At 68.6% G+C, this 19,466-nt stretch carries 23 protein-coding genes and 1 tRNA gene; 12 read left to right on the top strand and 12 right to left on the bottom strand.

The window, feature by feature from the left end:
• Nucleotide 1 precedes the first annotated feature (1 nt).
• The 6 genes from KAF39_RS04625 to KAF39_RS04600 all read right to left on the bottom strand — a co-directional run bounded on the left by KAF39_RS04625 (nt 2) and on the right by KAF39_RS04600 (nt 3,529).
• Entirely contained in the window at nt 2–595 is a 594-nt protein-coding gene (locus KAF39_RS04625) for an ABC transporter ATP-binding protein (protein ID WP_210676160.1), read from the bottom strand.
• Nucleotides 596–606: 11 nt separating this feature from the next.
• Entirely contained in the window at nt 607–1,641 is a 1,035-nt protein-coding gene (locus KAF39_RS04620; RefSeq protein ID WP_210676159.1) for a hypothetical protein, read from the bottom strand.
• Between the two features lie 68 nt (nt 1,642–1,709).
• Nucleotides 1,710–2,138 carry a hypothetical protein gene (locus KAF39_RS04615; RefSeq protein WP_210676158.1) on the bottom strand — a complete coding sequence of 143 codons (429 nt, stop codon included), beginning with the start codon at nt 2,136–2,138 and terminating at the stop codon, nt 1,710–1,712.
• Nucleotides 2,139–2,155: 17 nt separating this feature from the next.
• Nucleotides 2,156–2,788, bottom strand: a complete 633-nt coding sequence (locus tag KAF39_RS04610; protein WP_210676157.1) for a hypothetical protein — start codon at nt 2,786–2,788, stop codon at nt 2,156–2,158.
• The gene (locus KAF39_RS04605; protein ID WP_210676156.1) at nt 2,785–3,063 is read right to left on the bottom strand and encodes a hypothetical protein; all 279 of its coding nucleotides are present in this window, start codon (nt 3,061–3,063) and stop codon (nt 2,785–2,787) included. The genes KAF39_RS04610 and KAF39_RS04605 overlap by 4 nt, the downstream gene beginning before the upstream one ends.
• 383 nt (nt 3,064–3,446) lie before the next feature.
• A tRNA-Leu gene (locus KAF39_RS04600) sits at nt 3,447–3,529 on the bottom strand.
• A 144-nt stretch (nt 3,530–3,673) separates the two neighbouring features.
• On the opposite strand from KAF39_RS04600, the gene KAF39_RS04595 reads away from it, so the two are divergent.
• From KAF39_RS04595 to pknB, 7 genes are read left to right on the top strand one after another with little or no spacing between them, the layout of a single operon-like run.
• The gene (locus KAF39_RS04595; RefSeq protein ID WP_210676155.1) at nt 3,674–4,399 is read left to right on the top strand and encodes a DUF3662 and FHA domain-containing protein; all 726 of its coding nucleotides are present in this window, start codon (nt 3,674–3,676) and stop codon (nt 4,397–4,399) included.
• A complete protein-coding gene (locus KAF39_RS04590) occupies nt 4,396–4,911 on the top strand; it encodes an FHA domain-containing protein (protein WP_210676154.1) in 516 nt (171 codons plus the stop codon). Before KAF39_RS04595 ends, KAF39_RS04590 begins: the two co-directional genes overlap by 4 nt.
• A 7-nt stretch (nt 4,912–4,918) precedes the next feature.
• Complete coding sequence (locus KAF39_RS04585) at nt 4,919–6,223, top strand: PP2C family serine/threonine-protein phosphatase (RefSeq protein WP_210676153.1); 1,305 nt, start codon at nt 4,919–4,921, stop codon at nt 6,221–6,223.
• A complete protein-coding gene (locus KAF39_RS04580) occupies nt 6,220–7,605 on the top strand; it encodes an FtsW/RodA/SpoVE family cell cycle protein (RefSeq protein WP_210676152.1) in 1,386 nt (461 codons plus the stop codon). Before KAF39_RS04585 ends, KAF39_RS04580 begins: the two co-directional genes overlap by 4 nt.
• A gap of 1 nt (nt 7,606) precedes the next feature.
• Entirely contained in the window at nt 7,607–9,061 is a 1,455-nt protein-coding gene (locus KAF39_RS04575; RefSeq protein ID WP_210676151.1) for a penicillin-binding protein 2, read from the top strand.
• On the top strand, nt 9,058–10,809 hold the full coding sequence (locus KAF39_RS04570) for a serine/threonine-protein kinase (RefSeq protein WP_246878230.1): 1,752 nt from the start codon (nt 9,058–9,060) through the stop codon (nt 10,807–10,809). The genes KAF39_RS04575 and KAF39_RS04570 overlap by 4 nt, the downstream gene beginning before the upstream one ends.
• Nucleotides 10,810–10,854: 45 nt before the next feature.
• Nucleotides 10,855–12,546, top strand: a complete 1,692-nt coding sequence (gene pknB, locus KAF39_RS04565; protein ID WP_210676150.1) for a Stk1 family PASTA domain-containing Ser/Thr kinase — start codon at nt 10,855–10,857, stop codon at nt 12,544–12,546.
• An 18-nt stretch (nt 12,547–12,564) separates the two neighbouring features.
• On the opposite strand, the gene KAF39_RS04560 is transcribed toward pknB, so the two are convergent.
• From KAF39_RS04560 to KAF39_RS04550, 3 genes are read right to left on the bottom strand one after another with little or no spacing between them, the layout of a single operon-like run.
• Nucleotides 12,565–13,197 (bottom strand): aminodeoxychorismate/anthranilate synthase component II, encoded by a 633-nt coding sequence (locus KAF39_RS04560; RefSeq protein WP_210676149.1) that lies wholly within the window; start codon nt 13,195–13,197, stop codon nt 12,565–12,567.
• Complete coding sequence (locus KAF39_RS04555) at nt 13,194–13,349, bottom strand: hypothetical protein (RefSeq protein WP_210676148.1); 156 nt, start codon at nt 13,347–13,349, stop codon at nt 13,194–13,196. The genes KAF39_RS04560 and KAF39_RS04555 overlap by 4 nt, the downstream gene beginning before the upstream one ends.
• A 25-nt stretch (nt 13,350–13,374) precedes the next feature.
• Complete coding sequence (locus KAF39_RS04550) at nt 13,375–14,169, bottom strand: class E sortase (protein ID WP_210676147.1); 795 nt, start codon at nt 14,167–14,169, stop codon at nt 13,375–13,377.
• A 103-nt stretch (nt 14,170–14,272) separates the two neighbouring features.
• Between KAF39_RS04550 and KAF39_RS04545 the strand changes: the two genes are divergently transcribed.
• Nucleotides 14,273–14,512, top strand: coding sequence for a cell division protein CrgA (locus KAF39_RS04545; protein ID WP_025102888.1), 240 nt, complete (start codon nt 14,273–14,275; stop codon nt 14,510–14,512).
• Between the two features lie 155 nt (nt 14,513–14,667).
• Here the strand turns inward: KAF39_RS04545 and KAF39_RS04540 are convergent, their stop codons facing one another.
• Nucleotides 14,668–15,561 (bottom strand): rhomboid family intramembrane serine protease, encoded by an 894-nt coding sequence (locus KAF39_RS04540; RefSeq protein ID WP_210676146.1) that lies wholly within the window; start codon nt 15,559–15,561, stop codon nt 14,668–14,670.
• Nucleotides 15,562–15,582: 21 nt separating this feature from the next.
• On the bottom strand, nt 15,583–16,140 hold the full coding sequence (locus KAF39_RS04535; RefSeq protein ID WP_210676145.1) for a peptidylprolyl isomerase: 558 nt from the start codon (nt 16,138–16,140) through the stop codon (nt 15,583–15,585).
• A 146-nt stretch (nt 16,141–16,286) separates the two neighbouring features.
• Between KAF39_RS04535 and KAF39_RS04530 the strand changes: the two genes are divergently transcribed.
• Entirely contained in the window at nt 16,287–16,784 is a 498-nt protein-coding gene (locus tag KAF39_RS04530; protein WP_210676144.1) for a DNA helicase, read from the top strand.
• Complete coding sequence (locus tag KAF39_RS04525) at nt 16,781–17,263, top strand: YbaK/EbsC family protein (protein WP_307805071.1); 483 nt, start codon at nt 16,781–16,783, stop codon at nt 17,261–17,263. The genes KAF39_RS04530 and KAF39_RS04525 overlap by 4 nt, the downstream gene beginning before the upstream one ends.
• An 18-nt stretch (nt 17,264–17,281) precedes the next feature.
• Here KAF39_RS04525 and KAF39_RS04520 read toward each other — a convergent pair whose 3' ends face one another.
• The gene (locus KAF39_RS04520) at nt 17,282–17,704 is read right to left on the bottom strand and encodes an NUDIX hydrolase (RefSeq protein ID WP_210676143.1); all 423 of its coding nucleotides are present in this window, start codon (nt 17,702–17,704) and stop codon (nt 17,282–17,284) included.
• Nucleotides 17,705–17,840: 136 nt separating this feature from the next.
• Between KAF39_RS04520 and KAF39_RS04515 the strand changes: the two genes are divergently transcribed.
• Both KAF39_RS04515 and KAF39_RS16225 read left to right on the top strand, forming a co-directional pair.
• Complete coding sequence (locus KAF39_RS04515) at nt 17,841–18,287, top strand: iron chaperone (protein ID WP_210676142.1); 447 nt, start codon at nt 17,841–17,843, stop codon at nt 18,285–18,287.
• 51 nt (nt 18,288–18,338) lie between these two features.
• Nucleotides 18,339–19,460: a Xaa-Pro peptidase family protein gene (locus tag KAF39_RS16225; protein WP_210676141.1), complete on the top strand. Its 1,122-nt coding sequence runs from the start codon at nt 18,339–18,341 to the stop codon at nt 19,458–19,460.
• Nucleotides 19,461–19,466: the final 6 nt, after the last annotated feature.

Below are 19,466 nucleotides of genomic sequence, written 5' to 3'. Positions count from 1 at the left end.
CCTAGCGCGCATCGAGGATCGCCCCACCGTCGACTTTGAACACCACATCGCACGCTGCAGCGACCCGCGGATCGTGCGTCGCGACAAGCACCAAGCAGCTCCGCCCCGCCTCCTTCAAGGCGTCAGTGACTGCATCCCGCGCAACCGCATCCAGTGACGCGGTGGGTTCGTCCGCGAGCAGGATCTCCGCCCGAGCAACGAGACCACGCGCGACCGCCACACGCTGACGCTCACCTCTCGACAGTCGTTTCACCTTCTGCTGCGCAAGCCCGTCGATGCGTAGGCGCTCAAGGATGCTCGTCACTTTTTGCATGTCAGGTGAGAAACCAAGACAGCGGCCACCCAGCGCCACGTTGTCCCACACTGTGCGCCTGGTCAGGAGAGGCGAGGACTGGACGATCCACCCGAGTGCGCCACCGGAAGTCTCGACACTGGTCCGAACGTGGCCGCGGTCCGAGGCCTCCATTCCGGCAATCATCCCGAGCACTGTGCTCTTGCCTGCTCCGGACGGTCCCACGAGACCGACCATCGCGGGCCCAACGGCGCGAAAGGACACCTCATCGAGGACCTGACGCTCTCCGAACCGCTTCGACACCCCGGCGAACTCTACGAACACGACTGCGGGTCCAAGGATGGGTTCGTCGCGATGTCGTCCCCCGGAGAGAGAGCGCCACTCACAATCGCTGTCTGGTCCCCGGTCGATGCGAGTGTCACGAGGACCGCGCGCGTGTCACCGTCGGTGCGCACGAGCACACAGGATGACCCCGCCGCATCGACATACACCGCGACCGACGGCACGGACCACCCCTCGACGCCCGGAATCCGGGTCTTCACCACTATTGCGCGCGCACCCTGGCTCACCACCGCCTCGACAGCCGGGAGCGACTCGGGCGCGACCGACGCCCGGTCCGCAGCCAACACGAGCTCCTGATCGTCGAGAACGAGGGCGGCGTCGTCGGGAAGCGGAACTGCCTCTGGCGTAGCGGCCTGCTCATCGGAGAGCAGGTCCTTCGCCGCGGAGAACGTCGTCAGAGTAGCCGCCGAAAGTCTCGGGTATCCCGTCGCGATGACGGTTCCCTCAGTGGGCGCCGGGGCGCCCACCACGAGGTCAACCGTTTCAATGCTCACGGGTGCCGACAGATAGATCACCCATGAAGGATCGAACGTCGTGACGTTCCTGCCCGCTCCGAGTGATTCCGCGAGCTTCTGCACTCCGAGGCGCGTTTCCCACGTGAAGTAGTCCCCCCCGGCATGGTTGAGCTCACGAGAAGCCAGGAGCCTGTTCAAGTCCGCGACATCAGTGCCGCGGTCGTCCACCGACAACGACCTACTGAAAGGTTCGGCCGAGGCATACGCAAGCCGCTGGATGCCCCCGATCTTGGCGACCGTCACCCCCGAGTCGAGCGCCCCGCCCGTTTCAATCCCGACAGACTGAACGATTCCGCTCCACGCCGGGGCGATGATGTCGGCCGGCGGGGACCATGTAAGTGCGAGCCCGGACTGCTCCTCGACAGACGACGGCGCCGGCCGAATCGGTTCCCACACTTGCTGCTCACTGGGAAGCTCGACCAAGGAAGACTGGTGCAGCAGATACGCGGCCGTCCCGATGGGGACTATGGCCCAGATGGCGGAAACCAGCACGACGACACCGGCCCGCCACCCGTGGCGATGTGTGCGCCCTCTCTGCGCTGCGTCATCCGTCATCGCTACTACCGCTGCGCGGGGAGTCGAGCGCGTAGCCGACTCCCAGTAACGATCACCGTGAGCACGACGGCGATGGCCACGGGGAGGATCGCTGGGATGTTGATCCCCTCGAACGGCCAGATGACCGCGACGACGACGAGCGCGGCAAGCGCCGCGGCGCTGACAATGACTCCGATAACCACCATCGCCCTCGACCTCACCCACACAAGCAGCAAGAGCGCTACTGCTTGGACCACACCCGCGATCCCCAGCACGATTCGCGGCTGCGCGACCGCCGCCACCATCTCCGCGCTCGGGGCAACGCCGGACGCATCGATCAGAGTCCCGCGTTCGCTCGCCGCCTCAAGCGTGGAGCCGCTGATGAGAAGTCCCACGGACACCAGCGCGATGACGATCCCTCCCACTACCGCAACCCATCGGAGGTACTTGTTCATCCTGATTCCCTCGCAACTCAGTCGAAGACTGTGACCGAAGGCAGCTCCGGATACAGCCGTTCAGCTTCTTTGGTCGCGCACTCGCGCGCCGCAACCCTGGCATCCTCGTCGTCGCCGATGATGGGTGAGATTTCCACAAGGTTCGTGCCGTCCGCGACGCCAGGGTGCCCCTTGTCATCCATGCACTGCAGCACGGCATTCTTCAGCTGCTCGTCCATCCGCTGCGCGTGGGTGGAGAAGTAATAGCCCTGGAGCGGCTGCCAGTACTGGGCCTCGCACTCGGCGTAGTCCTTGCCGGCCTTCTCCTCGTCGCGTCCGTTCGAGTAGTAGACGAACTCGTAGTTCAGCCCGGTCACCGGACTCAAAGCTGGCTCACTGAAGCCGTATCCACCCTCCTCGATGCACGAGCGCAGGCTGCGCAGAGCCTGCAGGTACTCATCCTCATCGACCACGCCATCACGGAACGCTTCCGCCTGCTCCTTTCGGCCTTGATCAGCCATCACCCCCGCCGAGCCCTGGATCTCTGCGCGGATCTCGTCCGGCCCCCGACTCGCGGAAGGGTCGCCCCCGTCCGCCACGCCGGTACAACCGACAAGACAGACGAGAACGACCGCAAGACCCGTGAAGGCGGCTGCTGCCTTCCGAGTCACGTGTTCCGCGTGAAGTCGCAGTTGTACCAGAACGATGCGGCCTGCCAGACGCAGAGCTGGTGCTTACCGGTGATGGTGCCCGAGCCGGTGAGGGTGGACGAGATGTAGCCGCCCGTCGACGTCTGCCTCGGTGCAGTAGCGCCGTTCTTCGTGAGCTGCACACTCACCAGCAGGTGCGTGGCGCAGATGACATTGGCGTGCTGGGTGTATCCGGTGTTACCGCTGCTGGACCCCTTGAAGTCCGTCTGAGTACATCCGCCGGGCGTCGCCTTCACATTGAAGGATCCTGCGGCATACGCCGGAGATGCGACAAGCGCGAAGCACAGTGCGACCGCCGCTGCGACAGCTGCGAACACACCCACCCGCCGTGTCGATGTGCGCTCAATCGTCGTGGCCATGAATGCCCCCTGGATAGTCGATGGAGCCCTCATCGTGGCACGGCCCCCGGGCCGTTGTCCCGCCCCCTGAACACATCCGAAAAGGTGTGTAAGGAAGGTTCGGGTTGCGCAAAGAGGCTCCCCGTTCTGGGGCAGCCGATCTCCCTCGCGGACCCACAGATCGCGCGTTTAGCGGCCGTAAAACAAAATTGGTCCGGTTTCGTAACGAAACCGGACCAATTTCATAAACAGATCGGGTGCATGACCTCCACACCTTCGCGTGCGCGAGGGGGGACTTGAACCCCCACGTCCATAAGGACACTGGCACCTGAAGCCAGCGCGTCTACCATTCCGCCACTCGCGCGAGTGTCTCGCTCCGAAGAACTCAACTTTCCGAGGATATCACGCGATTTCGCCCCCGATGCACACCCGGCGAGGGGCGTCGGCGGCGTTCCCCCAGCTCACCTGGCTACGATGTGGCTAACGGTCGGCATGCCAGAGGAGCCCAGTGGGACTACTTGACAGCTTTGAGAAGGGTCTCGAGCGCGCGGTGAACAGCGCGTTCGCGAAGACCTTCCGCAGCGGCATCCAGCCCGTGGAGATCGCCTCGGCGCTGCGGCGCGAGGCGGACACGACCGCGGCTGTGGTGAGTCGCGACCGCATCATCGCCCCCAACAACTTCGTCGTGCGCCTCAGCCCCGACGACGCGGAGCGGATGCGCGGACTCGGCGGTGCGCTGACGGACGAGCTGCACGCCCTCCTCACGAAGCACGCGAAGTCGCAGGGCTACAGCTTCGCCGGCCCACTGTCGATCACTCTCGACGCGGACGACAAGGTCGCCACCGGCACCGTGCGCGTGACGTCCGGTGCGGTCGAAGGACGCGTGAGCTGGCAGGCGGTGGTCGACGTCGACGGACGCCGGCACACCCTGACGCGAGCGCGCACGGTCATCGGACGGGGATCCGACGCCGACATCACCATCGCCGACGCCGGATCGAGCCGTCGCCACGCTGAGATCCTCTGGGACGGCGAGCGCGCGATGCTCCGCGATATGGGCTCGACGAACGGCACCAAGGTCGACGGTCAGAAGCTCCGCGAGGCCGCCCTCCCCTCCGACACGACGATCACCATCGGGCGCACCGACCTGGTGTTCCGCATCGTCCCCGTCGCCACTCCGTCGCGCGCGTCCCGCCCGGGCGACGACGCGACCCGCGCGTTCGGAGCCCTCGGATGAGCGAACTGGTCCTCCTTCTCCTCCGCATCGGCTTCCTCGTGCTGATGTGGTTCTTCGTGTTCGGCGTGGTCTACTCCCTCCGGGCCGACCTGTTCGGCGTCCGCGCGCGCAAGCTGCCGGTCGAGGCCACGGCCGGAGCGCCGGCGGCAGCCGCAGCACCGGCCTCCCCCGCGCGTCCCTCGTCGTCGCGGCCGTCGTCCGGACCGGCGACCGTGGCCACCGCGAAGCGCCTCGTGATCACGTCGGGCCCGAAGGCCGGTCTCGAGCTCCCCCTCGGCGCCGACGCGATGACGATCGGCCGCTCCAGCGAATCGGCCCTGGTGATCCGCGACGACTACACGTCCAGCCACCATGCCCGGCTGCTCCTCCGCGGCGACACCTGGGCGATCCAGGACCTCGACTCGACCAACGGCACGTTCGTGGCCGGGCAGCGGGTGACCGGGGGGCCGGTTGCGCTCAGTCTCGGCACGCCCGTCAAGGTGGGCGCCACGACGTTCGAGTTGAGGGCCTGACGCCGGCATGGTCTTCGAAGGCTCGAGCGCCGCGATCTCCCACACGGGAAAGGTCCGCTCCAACAACCAGGACTCCGGGTACTCCGGGGCGAACCTGTTCGTCGTCGCCGACGGCATGGGCGGCCACGCGGGCGGCGATGTCGCCTCGAGCATCGCGATCCAGCGCATGGAGCCGCTCGATCAGCCCTACGCCTCGACGGAGGACGCGCAGGCCGCGCTGCAGGCGGCCGCGACGACCGCCGCGGGCGACCTCATCCGCGCCGCCAAGGACCGCCCCGAACTCGCCGGTCTCGGCACCACGCTCAGCGCCATCATCATGGTCGACGAGTATGCGGTCATCGGCCACATCGGCGACTCCCGCATCTACCTCTACCGCGACGACGCCCTCACGCAGATCACCGCCGACCACACGTTCGTGCAGCGGCTGGTCGACTCCGGTCGCATCACGCCGGAGGAAGCCCGGTACCACCCGCGGCGCTCGGTGCTCATGCGGGTGCTCAGCGACATGGACGCCGACCCCGAGCTCGACATGTTCGTCATGCACGCGCAGCCGGGCGATCGCTGGCTGCTGTGCTCCGACGGTCTCTCGGGCGTGGTGGACGAGGCGCGGATCCTCAAGACCATGCAGCTCGGGCTCGCCCCCGGACGCACGGCCGACAACCTCCTCAAGCAGGCCCTCGACGGCGGCGCCCCGGACAACGTCACGATCGTCTTGGTCGACGTGGGCGGGCAGCATCCGGTCCACTCCGGCACCGCCACGATCGTCGGCGCCGCGTCGAACCCCTCCGGTGTCTACGTGCCGCCGGTGCGCGCGCCGCGCAGCAACTGGCTGCACCCGGTGCGACAGGCGGCCAACGAGCCGAGCCACTTCGAACCGGCGCCGGAGTACCTCGAGGAGCTCATCGAGGAGGACCGTCGTCGCGCCAAGCGCCGCCGGCTCGGCTGGATCGCCGGCACCCTCGTCGTGCTCGCCATGCTCGGCTTCGCGGCGTTCGCCGCCTACAGCTGGACGCAGACGCGGTACTTCATCGGCGCCGATGAGGACAGCGTCGTGATCTTCCAGGGCGTCCAGCAGAACATCGGGCCGATCACCCTCTCCACCCCGGTGGAAGACACCGAGATCCTCCTCGCGAACCTGCCGCCCTACCAGCGGGCCTCGGTCGAGCGCACCATCAGCGCGCGGTCCCTCTCCGACGCGATGGCCATCGTCGAGCGGCTGCGCACCGGCGCCGAGGCCAACATCATCGAGCAGACGCCCCTGCCCACTCCCCTCCCGAGCCCCAGCGCCACCCCGTCGGGGGGTGCCGGATGAGCACCGACGTGCAGGCCGACACCACGGTCATCAAGGCGCTGCGCCGCCTGCGGATGCCGCAGACCCAGCGCAACCGCGAGTTCTGGCTGCTCCTGTTCGCCTGCGCACTCAGCGGTGCGGCCCTCACCCTCGTCCAGCTGGGCGCCCTCGGCACGATCGACCCGATGATCCTCGCGATCGGCGGCGGGCTCGCCGCTCTCGCTTTCGCGCTGCACATCGTGCTCCGCTTCGTCGCCGCCGACGCCGACCCGTTCGTCGTGCCGATCGCGACGCTCCTCACCGGCCTCGGCGTGGCGATGATCTACCGCATCGACATCGCCTACGGGAACACCGGGTGGAACGCGTACTCCACCAAGCAGCTCGCGTGGACGGCCATCTCGCTGGCAGGCGCGATCACGGTCGTCATCCTGCTGCGCAACTACCGGATCCTCTTCCGGTACACCTACATCTTCGGCCTCGCCGGAATCCTGCTGCTCCTGCTGCCGTTCGTCCCCGGACTGCGGATCCCGGACGCGAACGCGCAGGTCTGGGTGTCGCTCGGCGGCATGTTCGCCTTCCAGCCGGGCGAACTCGCCAAGATCTGTCTCGCGATCTTCTTCGCCGGCTACCTCGTCCGCACACGGGAGAGCCTCACCTCCGTCGGCAAGCGCGTGCTCGGGATCACCTGGCCGCGCATGCGCGAACTCGGTCCGGTCCTGGTCGTGTGGCTCATCTCCCTGGGCATCATCGTCTTCCAGCGCGACCTGGGCACCGGGACGCTGATCTTCGGCATGTTCGTCGCCATGCTCTACGTCGCCACCGGCAAGACCAGCTGGGTGCTGATCGGCCTCGGACTGGTGGTCGCCGGGGTGGCCGTGGCGACGCAGATCCTCAGCTACGTGCAGGGACGCTTCACCAACTGGCTGTTCCTCTTCGACTCCTCGAAGGTCGATCCGGACGGTCCGGGCTACCAGCCCATGCAGGGCCTGTTCGGCCTCGCTCGCGGGGGACTCATGGGGACGGGCTGGGGTCAGGGCCGGCCCGAGATCACCCCGCTCGCCCACAGCGACTACATCATCACCAGCCTCGGCGAGGAACTCGGCCTCATCGGCCTGTTCGCGATCCTGTGCCTCTACATGGTGTTCGTGAGCCGCGGGATCCGCATCGGCCTCGCCGGCCAGGACGACTTCGGCAAGCTGCTCGCGACCGGCCTCTCGTTCACGATCGCCCTGCAGGTTTTCATCATGGTCGGCGGTGTCACCCGGGTGATTCCGCTGACCGGTCTGACCACGCCGTTCCTCGCCGCCGGCGGGTCGTCGCTGGTCGCGAACTGGCTCATCGTGGCACTCCTGCTCCGCATCTCCGACGGCGTCCGCCGTCAGCCCCGGGTGGTGATCGGCTGACATGACCAAAGAACTCCGCAGACTCAGCGTGATCATGCTGTTCATGTTCGTCGCGCTGTTCGCCGCGACGAGCTGGATCCAGGTCGTCGAGACCGATGAACTGGCGCAGAACCCGCACAACAAGCGCACGCGGCTCGACAGCTACGAGATCCAGCGAGGCGCGATCATCGTCGACGGCAACGCGATCGCCAGCTCGGTCCCCAGCGACGACCAGTACCGGTTCCAGCGCGTGTACACCGATCCGACGATGTGGGAGCCCGTCACCGGGTACTTCAACCCGGCCCTCGGCTCCAGCACCGGGATCGAGAAGGCGATGAACGCCGACCTCTCCGGCACCGGATCCAACGCCTTCTTCGCGGAGATCGAGCGGATCCTCTCCGGCCAGCCGCAGCGCGGCTTCAGCGTCGAGCTGTCGCTGAACACCGCCGCACAGCGGGCCGCCACCGACGCCCTCGACGGGTTGCAGGGTGCCGTCGTCGCGATGGACCCGAAGACGGGGCGTATCCTCGCGATGGCCTCCACCCCGGGCTTCGACACCAACCTCATGGCCACGCACGACGCCAACGCGGCCAACGCGACGTACGACCAGCTCGTCGCAGACCCGGGTAAGCCCCTATCGAACCGCGCGATCGCCGGCGACCTCAATCCCCCGGGCTCGACCTTCAAGCTCGTCGTGGCGGCAGCCGCGTACGCGAGCGGCGAGTGGACTCCGCAGTCGACGCTGCCGAACCCGGCCTCCTACACGCTGCCCGGCTCGTCCAGCCGCGTGTCCAACGCGTGGGGCGGCACCTGCGGCTCCGGTGCGACCGTCACGATCGCCGAGGCCATCCGGCTGAGCTGCAACATCCCGATGGCCGAGCTCGCCGTCGAGCTCGGCGACGACACGATCCGGGAGATGGCGGAGAAGTTCGGCTTCAACCGCAGCTTCGACACCCCGCTCACCTCGACGCCCTCCAGCTACCCGCAGGGCCTGGACGACGCGCAGACCGCGCTCACCGGCTTCGGCCAGGGGCAGGTCACCGCGACGCCCCTCCAGATCGCCATGGTCTCGGCGGGCATCGCCAACGACGGCGTGGTCATGAACCCGCAGATGGTGGACGCCGTGATCGGCAACGACCTCTCGGTGATCCGGTCGTTCGACAGCACCGAGTTCGGCCGGGCGATGGAGGCGGATGTGGCGGACGACGTCACCTCCGCCATGGTCGCGAGCGTCTCAAACGGCGCGGCCCAGGGTGCAAGAATAGACGGGGTCGACGTGGCCGGTAAGACGGGAACGGCGGAGAACGGAAACAGGCCGCACACGCTGTGGTTCACGGGGTTCGCCCCCGCGGACGACCCCGCGGTCGCAGTAGCGGTCGTCGTCGAGAACGGCGGCGGACAGGGTCAATCAGGAAGCGGGGACACCATCGCCGCTCCGATTGCGAAGAAGGTCATAGAGGCGGTGCTGGGCAGATGAGACCGACGCAGGGTGTGTCGTTCGGTGGTCGCTACGAGCTGCAGTCGCGGATTGCGATCGGCGGCATGGGCGAGGTGTGGGAGGCGACGGATCACGTCATCGGACGCACCGTCGCCATCAAGATCCTCAAGGACGAGTACATGGGGGACCCCGGGTTCCTCGAGCGTTTCCGCGCGGAGGCGCGTCACGCCGCGCTCGTCAACCACGAGGGCATCGCCAGCGTGTTCGACTACGGCGAGGAGAACGGCAGCGCGTACCTCGTCATGGAGCTCGTGCCCGGCGAGGCGCTCTCGACGATCCTGGAGCGCGACGGCGCGCTGAGCGCCGACAAGACCCTCGACATCGTCGCGCAGACCGCCTCCGCCCTGCAGGCGGCTCACGCCGCGGGCCTCGTGCACCGCGACATCAAGCCCGGCAACCTCCTGATCACGCCCGACGGCCGCGTCAAGATCACCGACTTCGGCATCGCACGCATCGCCGACCAGGTGCCGCTCACCGCGACCGGTCAGGTGATGGGAACCGTCCAGTACCTGTCTCCGGAGCAGGCGTCGGGTCACCCCGCCTCCCCCGCGACCGACACGTACTCGCTCGGCATCGTCGCGTATGAGTGCCTCGCCGGCAAGCGCCCGTTCACGGGCGAGTCGCAGGTCGCGATCGCGATGGCGCAGATCAATGAGCAGCCGCCGCCGCTGCCCCCGACGGTCCCGATCCCGGTGCAGAACCTCGTCATGGCGATGATCGCCAAGAAGCCTGCGGACCGCCCGTCCTCGTCGGCGACGGTGGCCCGTGCCGCACAGGCCCTGCGCCGTGGCGATCTGAACTCGGCCGCCATCGCCGTGCCTGCCATCGCGACCGGAGGCATCGCCGGCGACGACGACGCCACGCGGATGCTCACCTCCACGGGTGACGACGGCACGACCCGCATCCTCCCCACCACCGCGCAGCTGCCCACCGATGCGGCGGCGACGGACGAGGAGGAGAAGAAGAAGAAGAAGCGCAGCGCGTGGACCTGGCCGCTCATCGCCCTGCTCGTACTGCTGCTCATCGTCGTCGCCGGCACGCTGTGGGCGCTGTTCGGCAACCAGGGCAAGGAGGCGGATCCCGACCCGACCGGCTCCGCGACCCGCACCCCCACGCAGACCCAGACCCAGACGCCTTCTCAGGAGCCCACCCCGGAGGAGACGCGCGTCGACGTGACGGCGCTCAACCTCACGGGGATGGACTGCGCGACGGCGACGGCCACGCTCAAGGACGCCGGCTTCAGCGACATCACGTGTGGCGACGGCGACCCCGCGCCCACCGATGGCGACGTGGGCAAGGTCTACCGCGTGCAGCCGACGGGCAACGTCGAGACGACCACGCCGATCGCGCTCACCGTCTACGCGGGCCGCACGCCGCTGCCCACCCCGACCGACCAGCCGACGATCACCGGCGACCCGGTCGCCGGCAGCACGGTGACGATCTCCTGGGGCACCGGCTTCACCTGCCCCAGCGGGACGACGCTCTCGGGATACGTGGTGTCGCTCCAGAACGGCAGCTTCGCCTCGGGCGGACCGAACTTCCAGCCGACCCAGCGCAACGCGCAGGTGACCGTCGGCGACGCGGTCGGCCAGCAGCTCATCGCCACCTACCAGGGCCTCTGCTCGGGAGGCGACCAGCGCACCTCCAACGCCTCGCCTCCGCTGTCCGTCACCATCGTCGCTCCGCAGGACGGCGAGGGTGACGGGGGAAACGGCGCCCAAGGGTAGCCTGAGTATCCAATCCAGCCGAAGTCGTTTTCCAGGGGGTCATCCGTGTCCACAGAGCCACGAGTCATCGCGGGCCGGTACCGCGTCGACGAGCTCATCGGGCACGGCGGGATGGCGAAGGTGTACCGCGGGTACGACCTGACCCTCGGTCGCGAGATCGCGATCAAGATCCTCGATCCGGAGCTCGCACGGGACACCAGCTTCCGGACGCGGTTCCGTCTGGAAGCGCAGTCGGCGTCCCGGATGTCCCACCCGTCGATCGTCCGCGTGTACGACGCGGGCGACCCGTCGACCGTCGACAGCTCGTCGGATGAGCCGCCGTACATCGTCATGGAGCTGGTCAAGGGCACGCTGCTCAAGAAGATCATCGCCGACGGGCCCGTTCCGGTCGAGGACGCCGTGCGCTACGTCGACGGGATCCTCGAGGCGCTCGACTACTCGCACCGTGCCGGCGTCGTGCACCGCGACATCAAGCCCGGCAACGTCATGGTCACCGACAAGGGCCAGGTGAAGGTGATGGACTTCGGCATCGCCCGCGCGGTGTCCGACTCCTCCTCCACCGTCGCCGAGACCACCCAGATCATCGGCACGGCCGCGTACTTCTCGCCGGAGCAGGCCAAGGGTGAGCCGGTCGACGCCCGCGCCGACCTCTACTCCACCGGTGTCGTGCTCTACGAGCTGCTGACCGGTCGGCAGCCGTTCCGCGGAGAGTCCCCGGTCGCCGTCGCGTACCAGCACGTCAGCGAGACGCCGGTCCCGCCGTCCGAGGTCAACGAGGAGTCGCCCGCGGCCCTCGACCCGATCGTCCTCCGCGCCCTCGCCAAGGACCCGTATCAGCGCTACCCGGACGCCGCGCACTTCCGCGCCGCCCTGGATGCCGCGGTCACCGGCGCCGCCCCCACGCGCAAGCAGATCGGCGCGCTGACCAGCGAGCTCTACGGCCCGAGCCCGCGCCAAGCGCAGGAGACGGCGCGGTCGCTCCGGCAGCTCAGCACCGACACGACGATGACCCGCACGCAGTCCGGTCCGCCGGTGGCGTGGATCTGGGCGGGAGTCGCCCTGCTGGCGGTCCTCCTGGCCTCGGTGCTGTTCTGGGTGTGGACGATCAGCATGCGGCCGTCCGATGTGCCCAGCACGTCGCGCGTCATCCCCGACCTCGTGAACGTCGCGTCCGAACGCGCGCAGGATGATCTCGCCGAACTGGATCTCTCGTCCAAGATCGTGATCGAGTCGAGCGCGACGATCGCCGAGGGCAATGTCATCCGCACCGATCCCGAGGGCGGCGTGTCCGTCGAGCAGGGGTCGACCGTCACGCTCTACGTCTCCTCCGGCGAGGAGACGGTCGTGGTGCCCAAGCTCGAAGGCATGTCGCTGGACGGGGCGACCAAGGCGTTGAAGGCCGCGGGCCTGGAGCTCGGAACGGTCACGCAGCGCAACGACAAGGGCCTGGCCGCCAACACCGTCATGACGGCGAGCGAAGAGGCGGACGCCGAGGTCGCTCCGGGCACCGTGGTCAACCTCGAGGTGGCGAGCGGCAAGGTGACGCTCAACAACGTCGTGGGCTGGTCGATGGACTCGGCGACCCAGGCGCTCGAGGATCTGGGGCTGACGCCGGTGCCGACCGAGGCCCCCGAGTGCCCGGCAACGGATCCCGCGACGGTCCACTCGATGTCCGTGGCCCCGGGGGACGTGCCGGTGGGCTCGTCGGTCGAACTCCGCTACTGCACCGGCTCCTGACCCGGCCGCACGGCCCGGTCAGCGCGACAGCGGATCGAGGTGCGCGGACCGTGCGACGGCCTCCGTGTCTCCGCAGAGTCGGAGCCAGTTCGCGAGCAGACGGTAGCCCCCCTGGGTGAGCACGCTCTCCGGGTGGAACTGCACGCCGTGCAGCGGGAGCGCCCGGTGGGCGAGGGCCATCACGGTGCCGTCCGGCGCGACCGCGGTCGGTGCGATCTCGGCGGGGAGCTCGTCCGCCGCCAGGGCGAGCGAGTGGTAGCGGCCCACGTCGAACGGGGAGGGGATGCCGGCGAACAGCGCGGAGCCGTCGTGGCGCACCGCCGAGACCATCCCGTGCATCACCTCCGGCGCCGAGCGCACGGCGGTGCCGAAGGCGGCCCCGATGACCTGATGACCGAGGCAGACGCCGAGCGTCGGCACACCCTGGCGCAGCGCGATGCGGACCGCGTCGACCGAGACCCCGGCATCCGCGGGCGTACCGGGTCCCGGGGAGAGGAGAAGGGCGTCGTGCCGGTCCAGCAGCCGCGCGATCCCGGCGGCATCGATCGCATCGGACTCCACGAGCGACGTATCGGCACCGAGCTCGCGGAGGTAGCCGACGAGGGTGTGCACGAAGCTGTCGTGGTTGTCCACGACGAGCACTCGCGTCATTCGACGTCGACCTCGCCCGGCGCGACGATGGGACTGATCCACGGGAACACGAACCAGAACAGCGCGTAGAGCACGGCGGCGATCAGCACGAGCAGGATGATCACCCGCAGCCACCACGGACCGGGGAGCAGGCGCCAGAGTGCGGCGTACATGGTTCTTCTCTCTCCTGGAGGCGGGTCACACGGACGGCGCGGCCGGCGGCGGTGGCGGATCGGTGAGGGCGGGCGGGGGCCCCTCGGCCCGCGGCTGGAAGCTCTCGAACACGCCGTAGGCGACGATGCGCTCGGCGAGGGAGTACAGCGGCGAGCAGGCGGTCAGGGTGATGTACTGCTCCCCCGTCTGCTGCGCGGGCATCTGCGGGACATCCGCGAGCACGTCCGTCTGCGACGGCTTCACGTACTCCAGGGTGCGGAACCGGTAGGTGTACCAGCCGTCGGGCGTCTCGACGACGATGGCGTCGCCCACGTGGAGCTTGTCGAGCTGGTTGAACGGCTTCCCCCAGGTCGTGCGGTGGCCCGCCAGCGAGAAGTTGCCCACCTCCCCCGGCATCTTCGACTGGGTGTAGACCCCGATGCCCTTCTGGTCGAGCGTGCGTGCGCGACTCGTCCCTCCGTAGATGCCAAAGTTGTAGTCGGCGCCGAACCGCGGGATGTGCATCTGCCCGAACCACTCGCCGTCGGCAGGCGCCGCGGGGACGGGAGCCTCGTAGACCGTTTCGCCGTCGTCGGTCTCGATGAGGGGCGGGGGCTCCGGAGCCTCGGCGGCGGCGAGCTGCTGCGAGATGGCGGCGCCCTCCTCGTTCTTCTGGGCGGCGATGATGATGTCGCCGATCCACATCTGCCAGGCGACGAAGAGGAGGACGACGACGCCGGCCGTCAGCAGGAGTTCGCCGAGCACGCTCGCGAACGTCGCGCGCGACCGTGGTCGCTGCCGCCGTCCGCGTCGCCCCCCAGGCACGACAGATGCAGTCATGCGCGCGATCATATCCCTCCCACCTGTGGAGAAGGGACCCGACGGCCGCGGCCGCTGATCTTCGCTCTCGGCGGCGCCGAGGTCTCCCGGGTACAATGACGACATGGCACGTGACCGCAAGACCGAAGAACCCGCTGTCGAGCGCGCCGAAGGCGACGCCGCTCCCAACGCCGTCTGGTTCAAGCCGGTGATGATCGGCTTCATGCTCCTCGGTCTGGCGTGGATCCTCGTGTTCTACATCTCGGGCATGCAGTTCCCGATCCCCGGTCTCGACAACTGGAACCTGGCCATCGGCCTGGGTATCGCGCTCATCGGCTTCCTCATGACCACCCGGTGGCGCTGACCCACCGCCACGAACGACAAGAACCCCTCGCCACAGCGGCGAGGGGTTCTTCGTGTCTGCGGACCGACCGAAGTTATCCACAGGTTATCCCCACTCTGGGGAGAATTACACCGATGTTATTCACAGGGGTTAACAACCCTGTTAACAACTCGGGATCAGGCCAAAAGGAGGAGAGGCGGCACGACGGCCACCACGACGAGCAACAGGATCACCAGGGCGGACAGCGCGACGATCTGCCAGATGCGCTGATCCCGACGCTTCGTACGAACGTAGATGAGCGCCACCAGCGCACCCGTGATGGCACCACCCAGGTGCGCCTGCCACGAGATGCCGCCGGCGAAGAAGCCGAACGCGAAGTTGATGCCGAGGATCACGAGGATGCCGGTGACGTTCGCGCCGATGTGGCGGCCGATGATCAGGAGGGACGCGAGGAGCCCGAAGATCGCCCCGGATGCGCCGACGGTCCAGGTGGTCGGCGCAAGGACGGCCACCATGACCGAGCCGCCGAGGCCGCTGATGAGGTACAGGGCGAGGTAGCGGGCCCGGCCGAGCATCGGCTCGAGGCTCTGCCCGAGCATCCACAGCGCCAGCATGTTGAGGGCGAGGTGGATGAAACCGCCGTGCACGAAGAGCGCGGTCAGCAGGCGCCACGGCTCGAAGGGGATGGCGAAGAGGTTCGGGTAGAGATACGGGGCGAAGAAGCCGAGCGCCTGGATGATCGGCTGGTTCATCCCGGGGATGAGCTGCACCAGGCCGATGAACGACGTCACCGCGAGGAGGACGTAGGTCACCACGGGCTTACCGCTGCGCACGGTGCCCATGGTCGTCGCCCCGCCGCCGCGCCAGCGTCGCGCGGCCTTCTTCTGGGCCGGGGTGCGGTTCTTGCGCTCCGCGTCCATGCACTCGGGGCAGATCACACCGACCGGGGCGGGCGTCTGGCACTCGGGGCAGATGGTGCGCAGGCACCGCTGGCAGAGCACGAAGCTCTGCCGATCCGGATGCCGGTAGCAGAAGTTCTCACGGTTGTTCGTGAACTCGGGCGTCGTCATCCGGATCGGCCGTCGCTGTCGTCAGGCGGCGACGATGTCGATCGACTGCAGCACCACGGGCTCGATCGGGCGGTCGCCCGCCTGAGTCGGAACCGCGGAGATGGCGTCCACGACCTTGCGCGACGCGTCATCGGCGACCTCGCCGAAGATCGTGTGCTTGCCCTGCAGCCACGGCGTCGGGTCGGTCGTGATGAAGAACTGCGACCCGTTCGTGCCCTCGACCTTGCCGGTGATGGCGTTGCGGCGGAGGCCGGCGTTGGCCATGGCGAGGATGTAGGGCTCGTTGAAGTTGAGCTCGTTGTTGATCTCGTCGTCGAAGTTGTAGCCCGGGCCACCGACGCCCTGACCGAGGGGGTCGCCGCCCTGGATCATGAAGTTGGGGATGATGCGATGGAAGATGACGTCCTTGTAGAGAGGACCCTCACCCGGCTTGCCGGTGGCGGGGTGGGTCCACTCCTGGGACCCGTCGGCGAGGCCGATGAAGTTCTTGACCGTCTTCGGGGCGTGGTCGCCGAAGAGGTTGATGACGATGTCACCGTGGTTGGTGTGCAGAGTTGCGACATGGGAAGCGTGAACCATGCCTTCATTCTCGCAGAGCTTCCGATGAACGGGCCGGGCTCGTACATCGCCGGGGCCGATGATGCAAGGGGCGGGCGATTCCCTCCCCGCATCCAGGCTCACGTGGCAAGATGGGGAACCCGTACTCCAATGGACAGGAGAGCATCGTGAGCCTCAGCCGCAAGCGGAAGAAGCAGCTTCGTCGTCTTCAGAAGGACGCGAACCAGCTCTGGGAAGACCAGCAGGTGCTCGTCGGCCACGCCGCCGACGTCGCTCGTGAGGCGGGCCGGCAGCTCGGCAACTTCAATCGCGAGCAGGTCGTGCCGGTGGTTCAGGACACCTACAACCGTCGTGTCGCCCCCGTGGTCGACCGCTCGGTGAAGATGGGCAAGCACGTGGTGGACGACAAGGTCGTCCCGATCGTCGGCGGTGTCGTCGGCACGGCGCTCACCGCCTGGGATGTCGCGAACGCCAAGCGCCACGGCATCGCCTACAAGGCGCGCAAGGCCGCCCCTCAGAAGAAGGGGCCGGGCCTCGGCTCCGTCGTCGCCATCGTCCTGGGTGCCGCTGCGGCGGTCGGTGTGCTCTACGCCGCATGGCAGGCGCTCCGGGCCGACGACGAGCTCTGGGTCGCCGACGACCCGCTGTCGGCTCCCGACGCGTGACCACTCCCGACCCGCACGCGCGGGTGAGGGACGCTGCGGCCGCCCGCGGTCTCGACATCGAGATCCGTGAGCGGCCGCCGGCGCGTAGCCTCGTCGAGGCCGCCGAGATCCTCGGCATCCCGCCGTCCGGCATCGTGAAGACGCTCGTCGTCAAGCGCGCGGACGACACGTACCTCTTCGCGCTCGTCCCGGGCGGCCGCGCCATCTCGTGGCCGAAGCTGCGCGCTCTCGTCGGTGTGAACAAGCTGCGCCTGCCGGAACCGGAACTGGCTCTCGCAGCCACGGGGTATGAACGGGGCACCATCGTCCCGATCGGCAGCACGACCGACTGGCCCGTCTACGCCGACGCGTCCATCGTCGGCCAGCGGGTCGCAATGGGCGCCGGCACCCACGGATACAGCCTGTTCGTCGACGCCGACGACCTCATCGCCGCGTACGACGCGACGGTGGCGGACATATCGGTGCCCGAAGAGCGCTGAGCGTCGGACCGCTCCGACTCAGAGGATCCCGGCCATCCGCAGCGCGATGTCGACCAGACGCACGCGCTGCAAGCCGGCGACCGCCGACAGCGGGAACCACTCGGCCCGGTCGGTGGATCCGTCCGTCTCGTACCGCAGTCTCCCGCCCGTCACCTCGGCGCGGTAGACGATGCGCAGGGTGTGCAACGGATCGGACGCCTTCTGCACCCGGCGCCCTGCGGGGATGACCCGCGAGTGGATTCCGAGCAGCTCGCCCACCCGGACGCTGTAGCCGGTCTCCTCACGGATCTCGCGACGGACCGCGTCCTCCGGAGCCTCACCGGGCTCCAGTCCGCCGCCCGGCAGCGTCCACGCCATGCGCCGCCCCTCGGTCCATCGCGCCAGAAGGAGGCGACCACCCTCATCGGTGACGACCCCGTATGCGGCGACGCGCAGGTCCATGGTCACACCTTATCCGGGGTCGGAGGGCCCGGACGCCCGCATGACGTCGCCCCGGATCGATCACGAATCGAGAAGCGGGGGAGCGCCCGAGATCCTTACTCTGGGAGCATCATCGAGGCCGCACGAGAGGATCATCATGGCCGACAACGACAAGAACTTCACCGCCGAGGAACGCGAGGCCATGCAGGCGGCCGCGAAGGAGGCGCGCACGCGACGCTCGCGGGCCAAGAAGTCGCCGGAGGAGCTGCGGGCGGCGGGGGAGGCGGACCTCAAGGAGGCCGTCGCCAAGCTCACCGACGAGGACAGGGTCCTCGCGGAGAAGCTGCATGCGCTCGTCTCCGAGGTGGCGCCGGAACTGGTGCCTCGGACGTACTACGGGATGCCGGCGTGGGGCCGCGACGGGAAGGTGCTGTGCTTCTTCCAGCCCGCCAGCAAGTTCAAGGTGCGCTACGGCACGTTCGGCTTCGAGCCGATCTCGAACCTCGATGACGGCACCGTCTGGCCGACCGCCTACGCGGTGACCGACCTCACGGAGAAGGACCTCGAGTTCCTGGGCGGACGCCTCCGCCAGGCGATCAGCTGAACGCACCGGCAGAGGGGACACGGAGGGCTCTCGCGGACTAGCGTGGGGGCTGTGAGCACCCTTCCGTTCCCCGTCTCCGTATACGCCCGTCGCCTCGATCGCGCGCAGGAGCTGGCGAGGACCGCCGGTCTCGACGCGATCGTCGTCGGACCGGGGCCGGACCTCCAGTACCTCGTCGGTGTGGAAGGGGACACGATCGAGCGGCTGACCGCCCTCGTGCTTCCCGCCCAGGGCGCGGCCACAGTAGTGGTCCCGCGGATGGAACTGGCGAAGGTGCGCAGCACGGCTGTCGGGGGTCTCGGCCTGACCGTCGCGGACTGGGTCGACGGCGACGACCCGTACGCCCTCCTCGCGGCCGCGACCGGTGCCGTGTCCCGCGTCGGCGTCTCCGATGCTCTCCCCGCCCTGCACGTCGTGCCGATCGGGGAGAAGCTCGGGGTGCGGGTCGAACTCGCGACCCCCGTCCTCCGTGAGGGACGCATGATCAAGGACGCCGACGAGGTGGCGGAGCTGCGACGCGCCGGAGCGGCGATCGACGCCGTGCATCGTCGGGTGCCCACCTGGCTGCGTGCGGGACGCACCGAGCGCGAGGTCGCCGCCGATATCGCCGAGGCGATCGTGGCCGAGGGCCACCGGACCGTCGAGTTCGTGATCGTCGGCTCGGGGCCGAACGGCGCCGACCCCCATCACGAGGTCTCCGACCGGGTGATCGAGGACGGCGACATCGTCGTGGTCGACATCGGGGGAGCCGTGCCCAGCGGCTACAACTCGGACAGCACACGGACCTACGTCGTCGGCACGCCCCGCCGGGAAGCGGCGGACCGGATCGCGACGCTCGTGCGCGCGCAGCAGGCCGCGGTCGACGCCGTCCGTCCCGGTGTGACCGCCGCGGAGGTGGACGCGGCGGCGCGCGCGGTGCTCGCCGACGCCGGACTCGGCGACGTCTTCCTCCATCGCACCGGTCATGGCATCGGCGTCTCCGTGCACGAGGAGCCCTACATCGCCCCGGGCAACGACCTCGTGCTCCGCGAGGGGATGGCGTTCAGCATCGAACCCGGCATCTACTTTGCCGGGGACTGGGGCGCCCGCATCGAGGACATCGTGGTCGTGACCGCGGACGGCGCCGAACGCCTGAACACGGCACCACACGAACTCACGACGGCCGATCGGTGAGGCGAG

Origin of the sequence: Microbacterium sp. BLY, assembly GCF_017939615.1 — a bacterium.
Lineage (GTDB): Bacteria > Actinomycetota > Actinomycetes > Actinomycetales > Microbacteriaceae > Microbacterium.
This window is presented reverse-complemented; position numbering and strand designations above follow the sequence as displayed.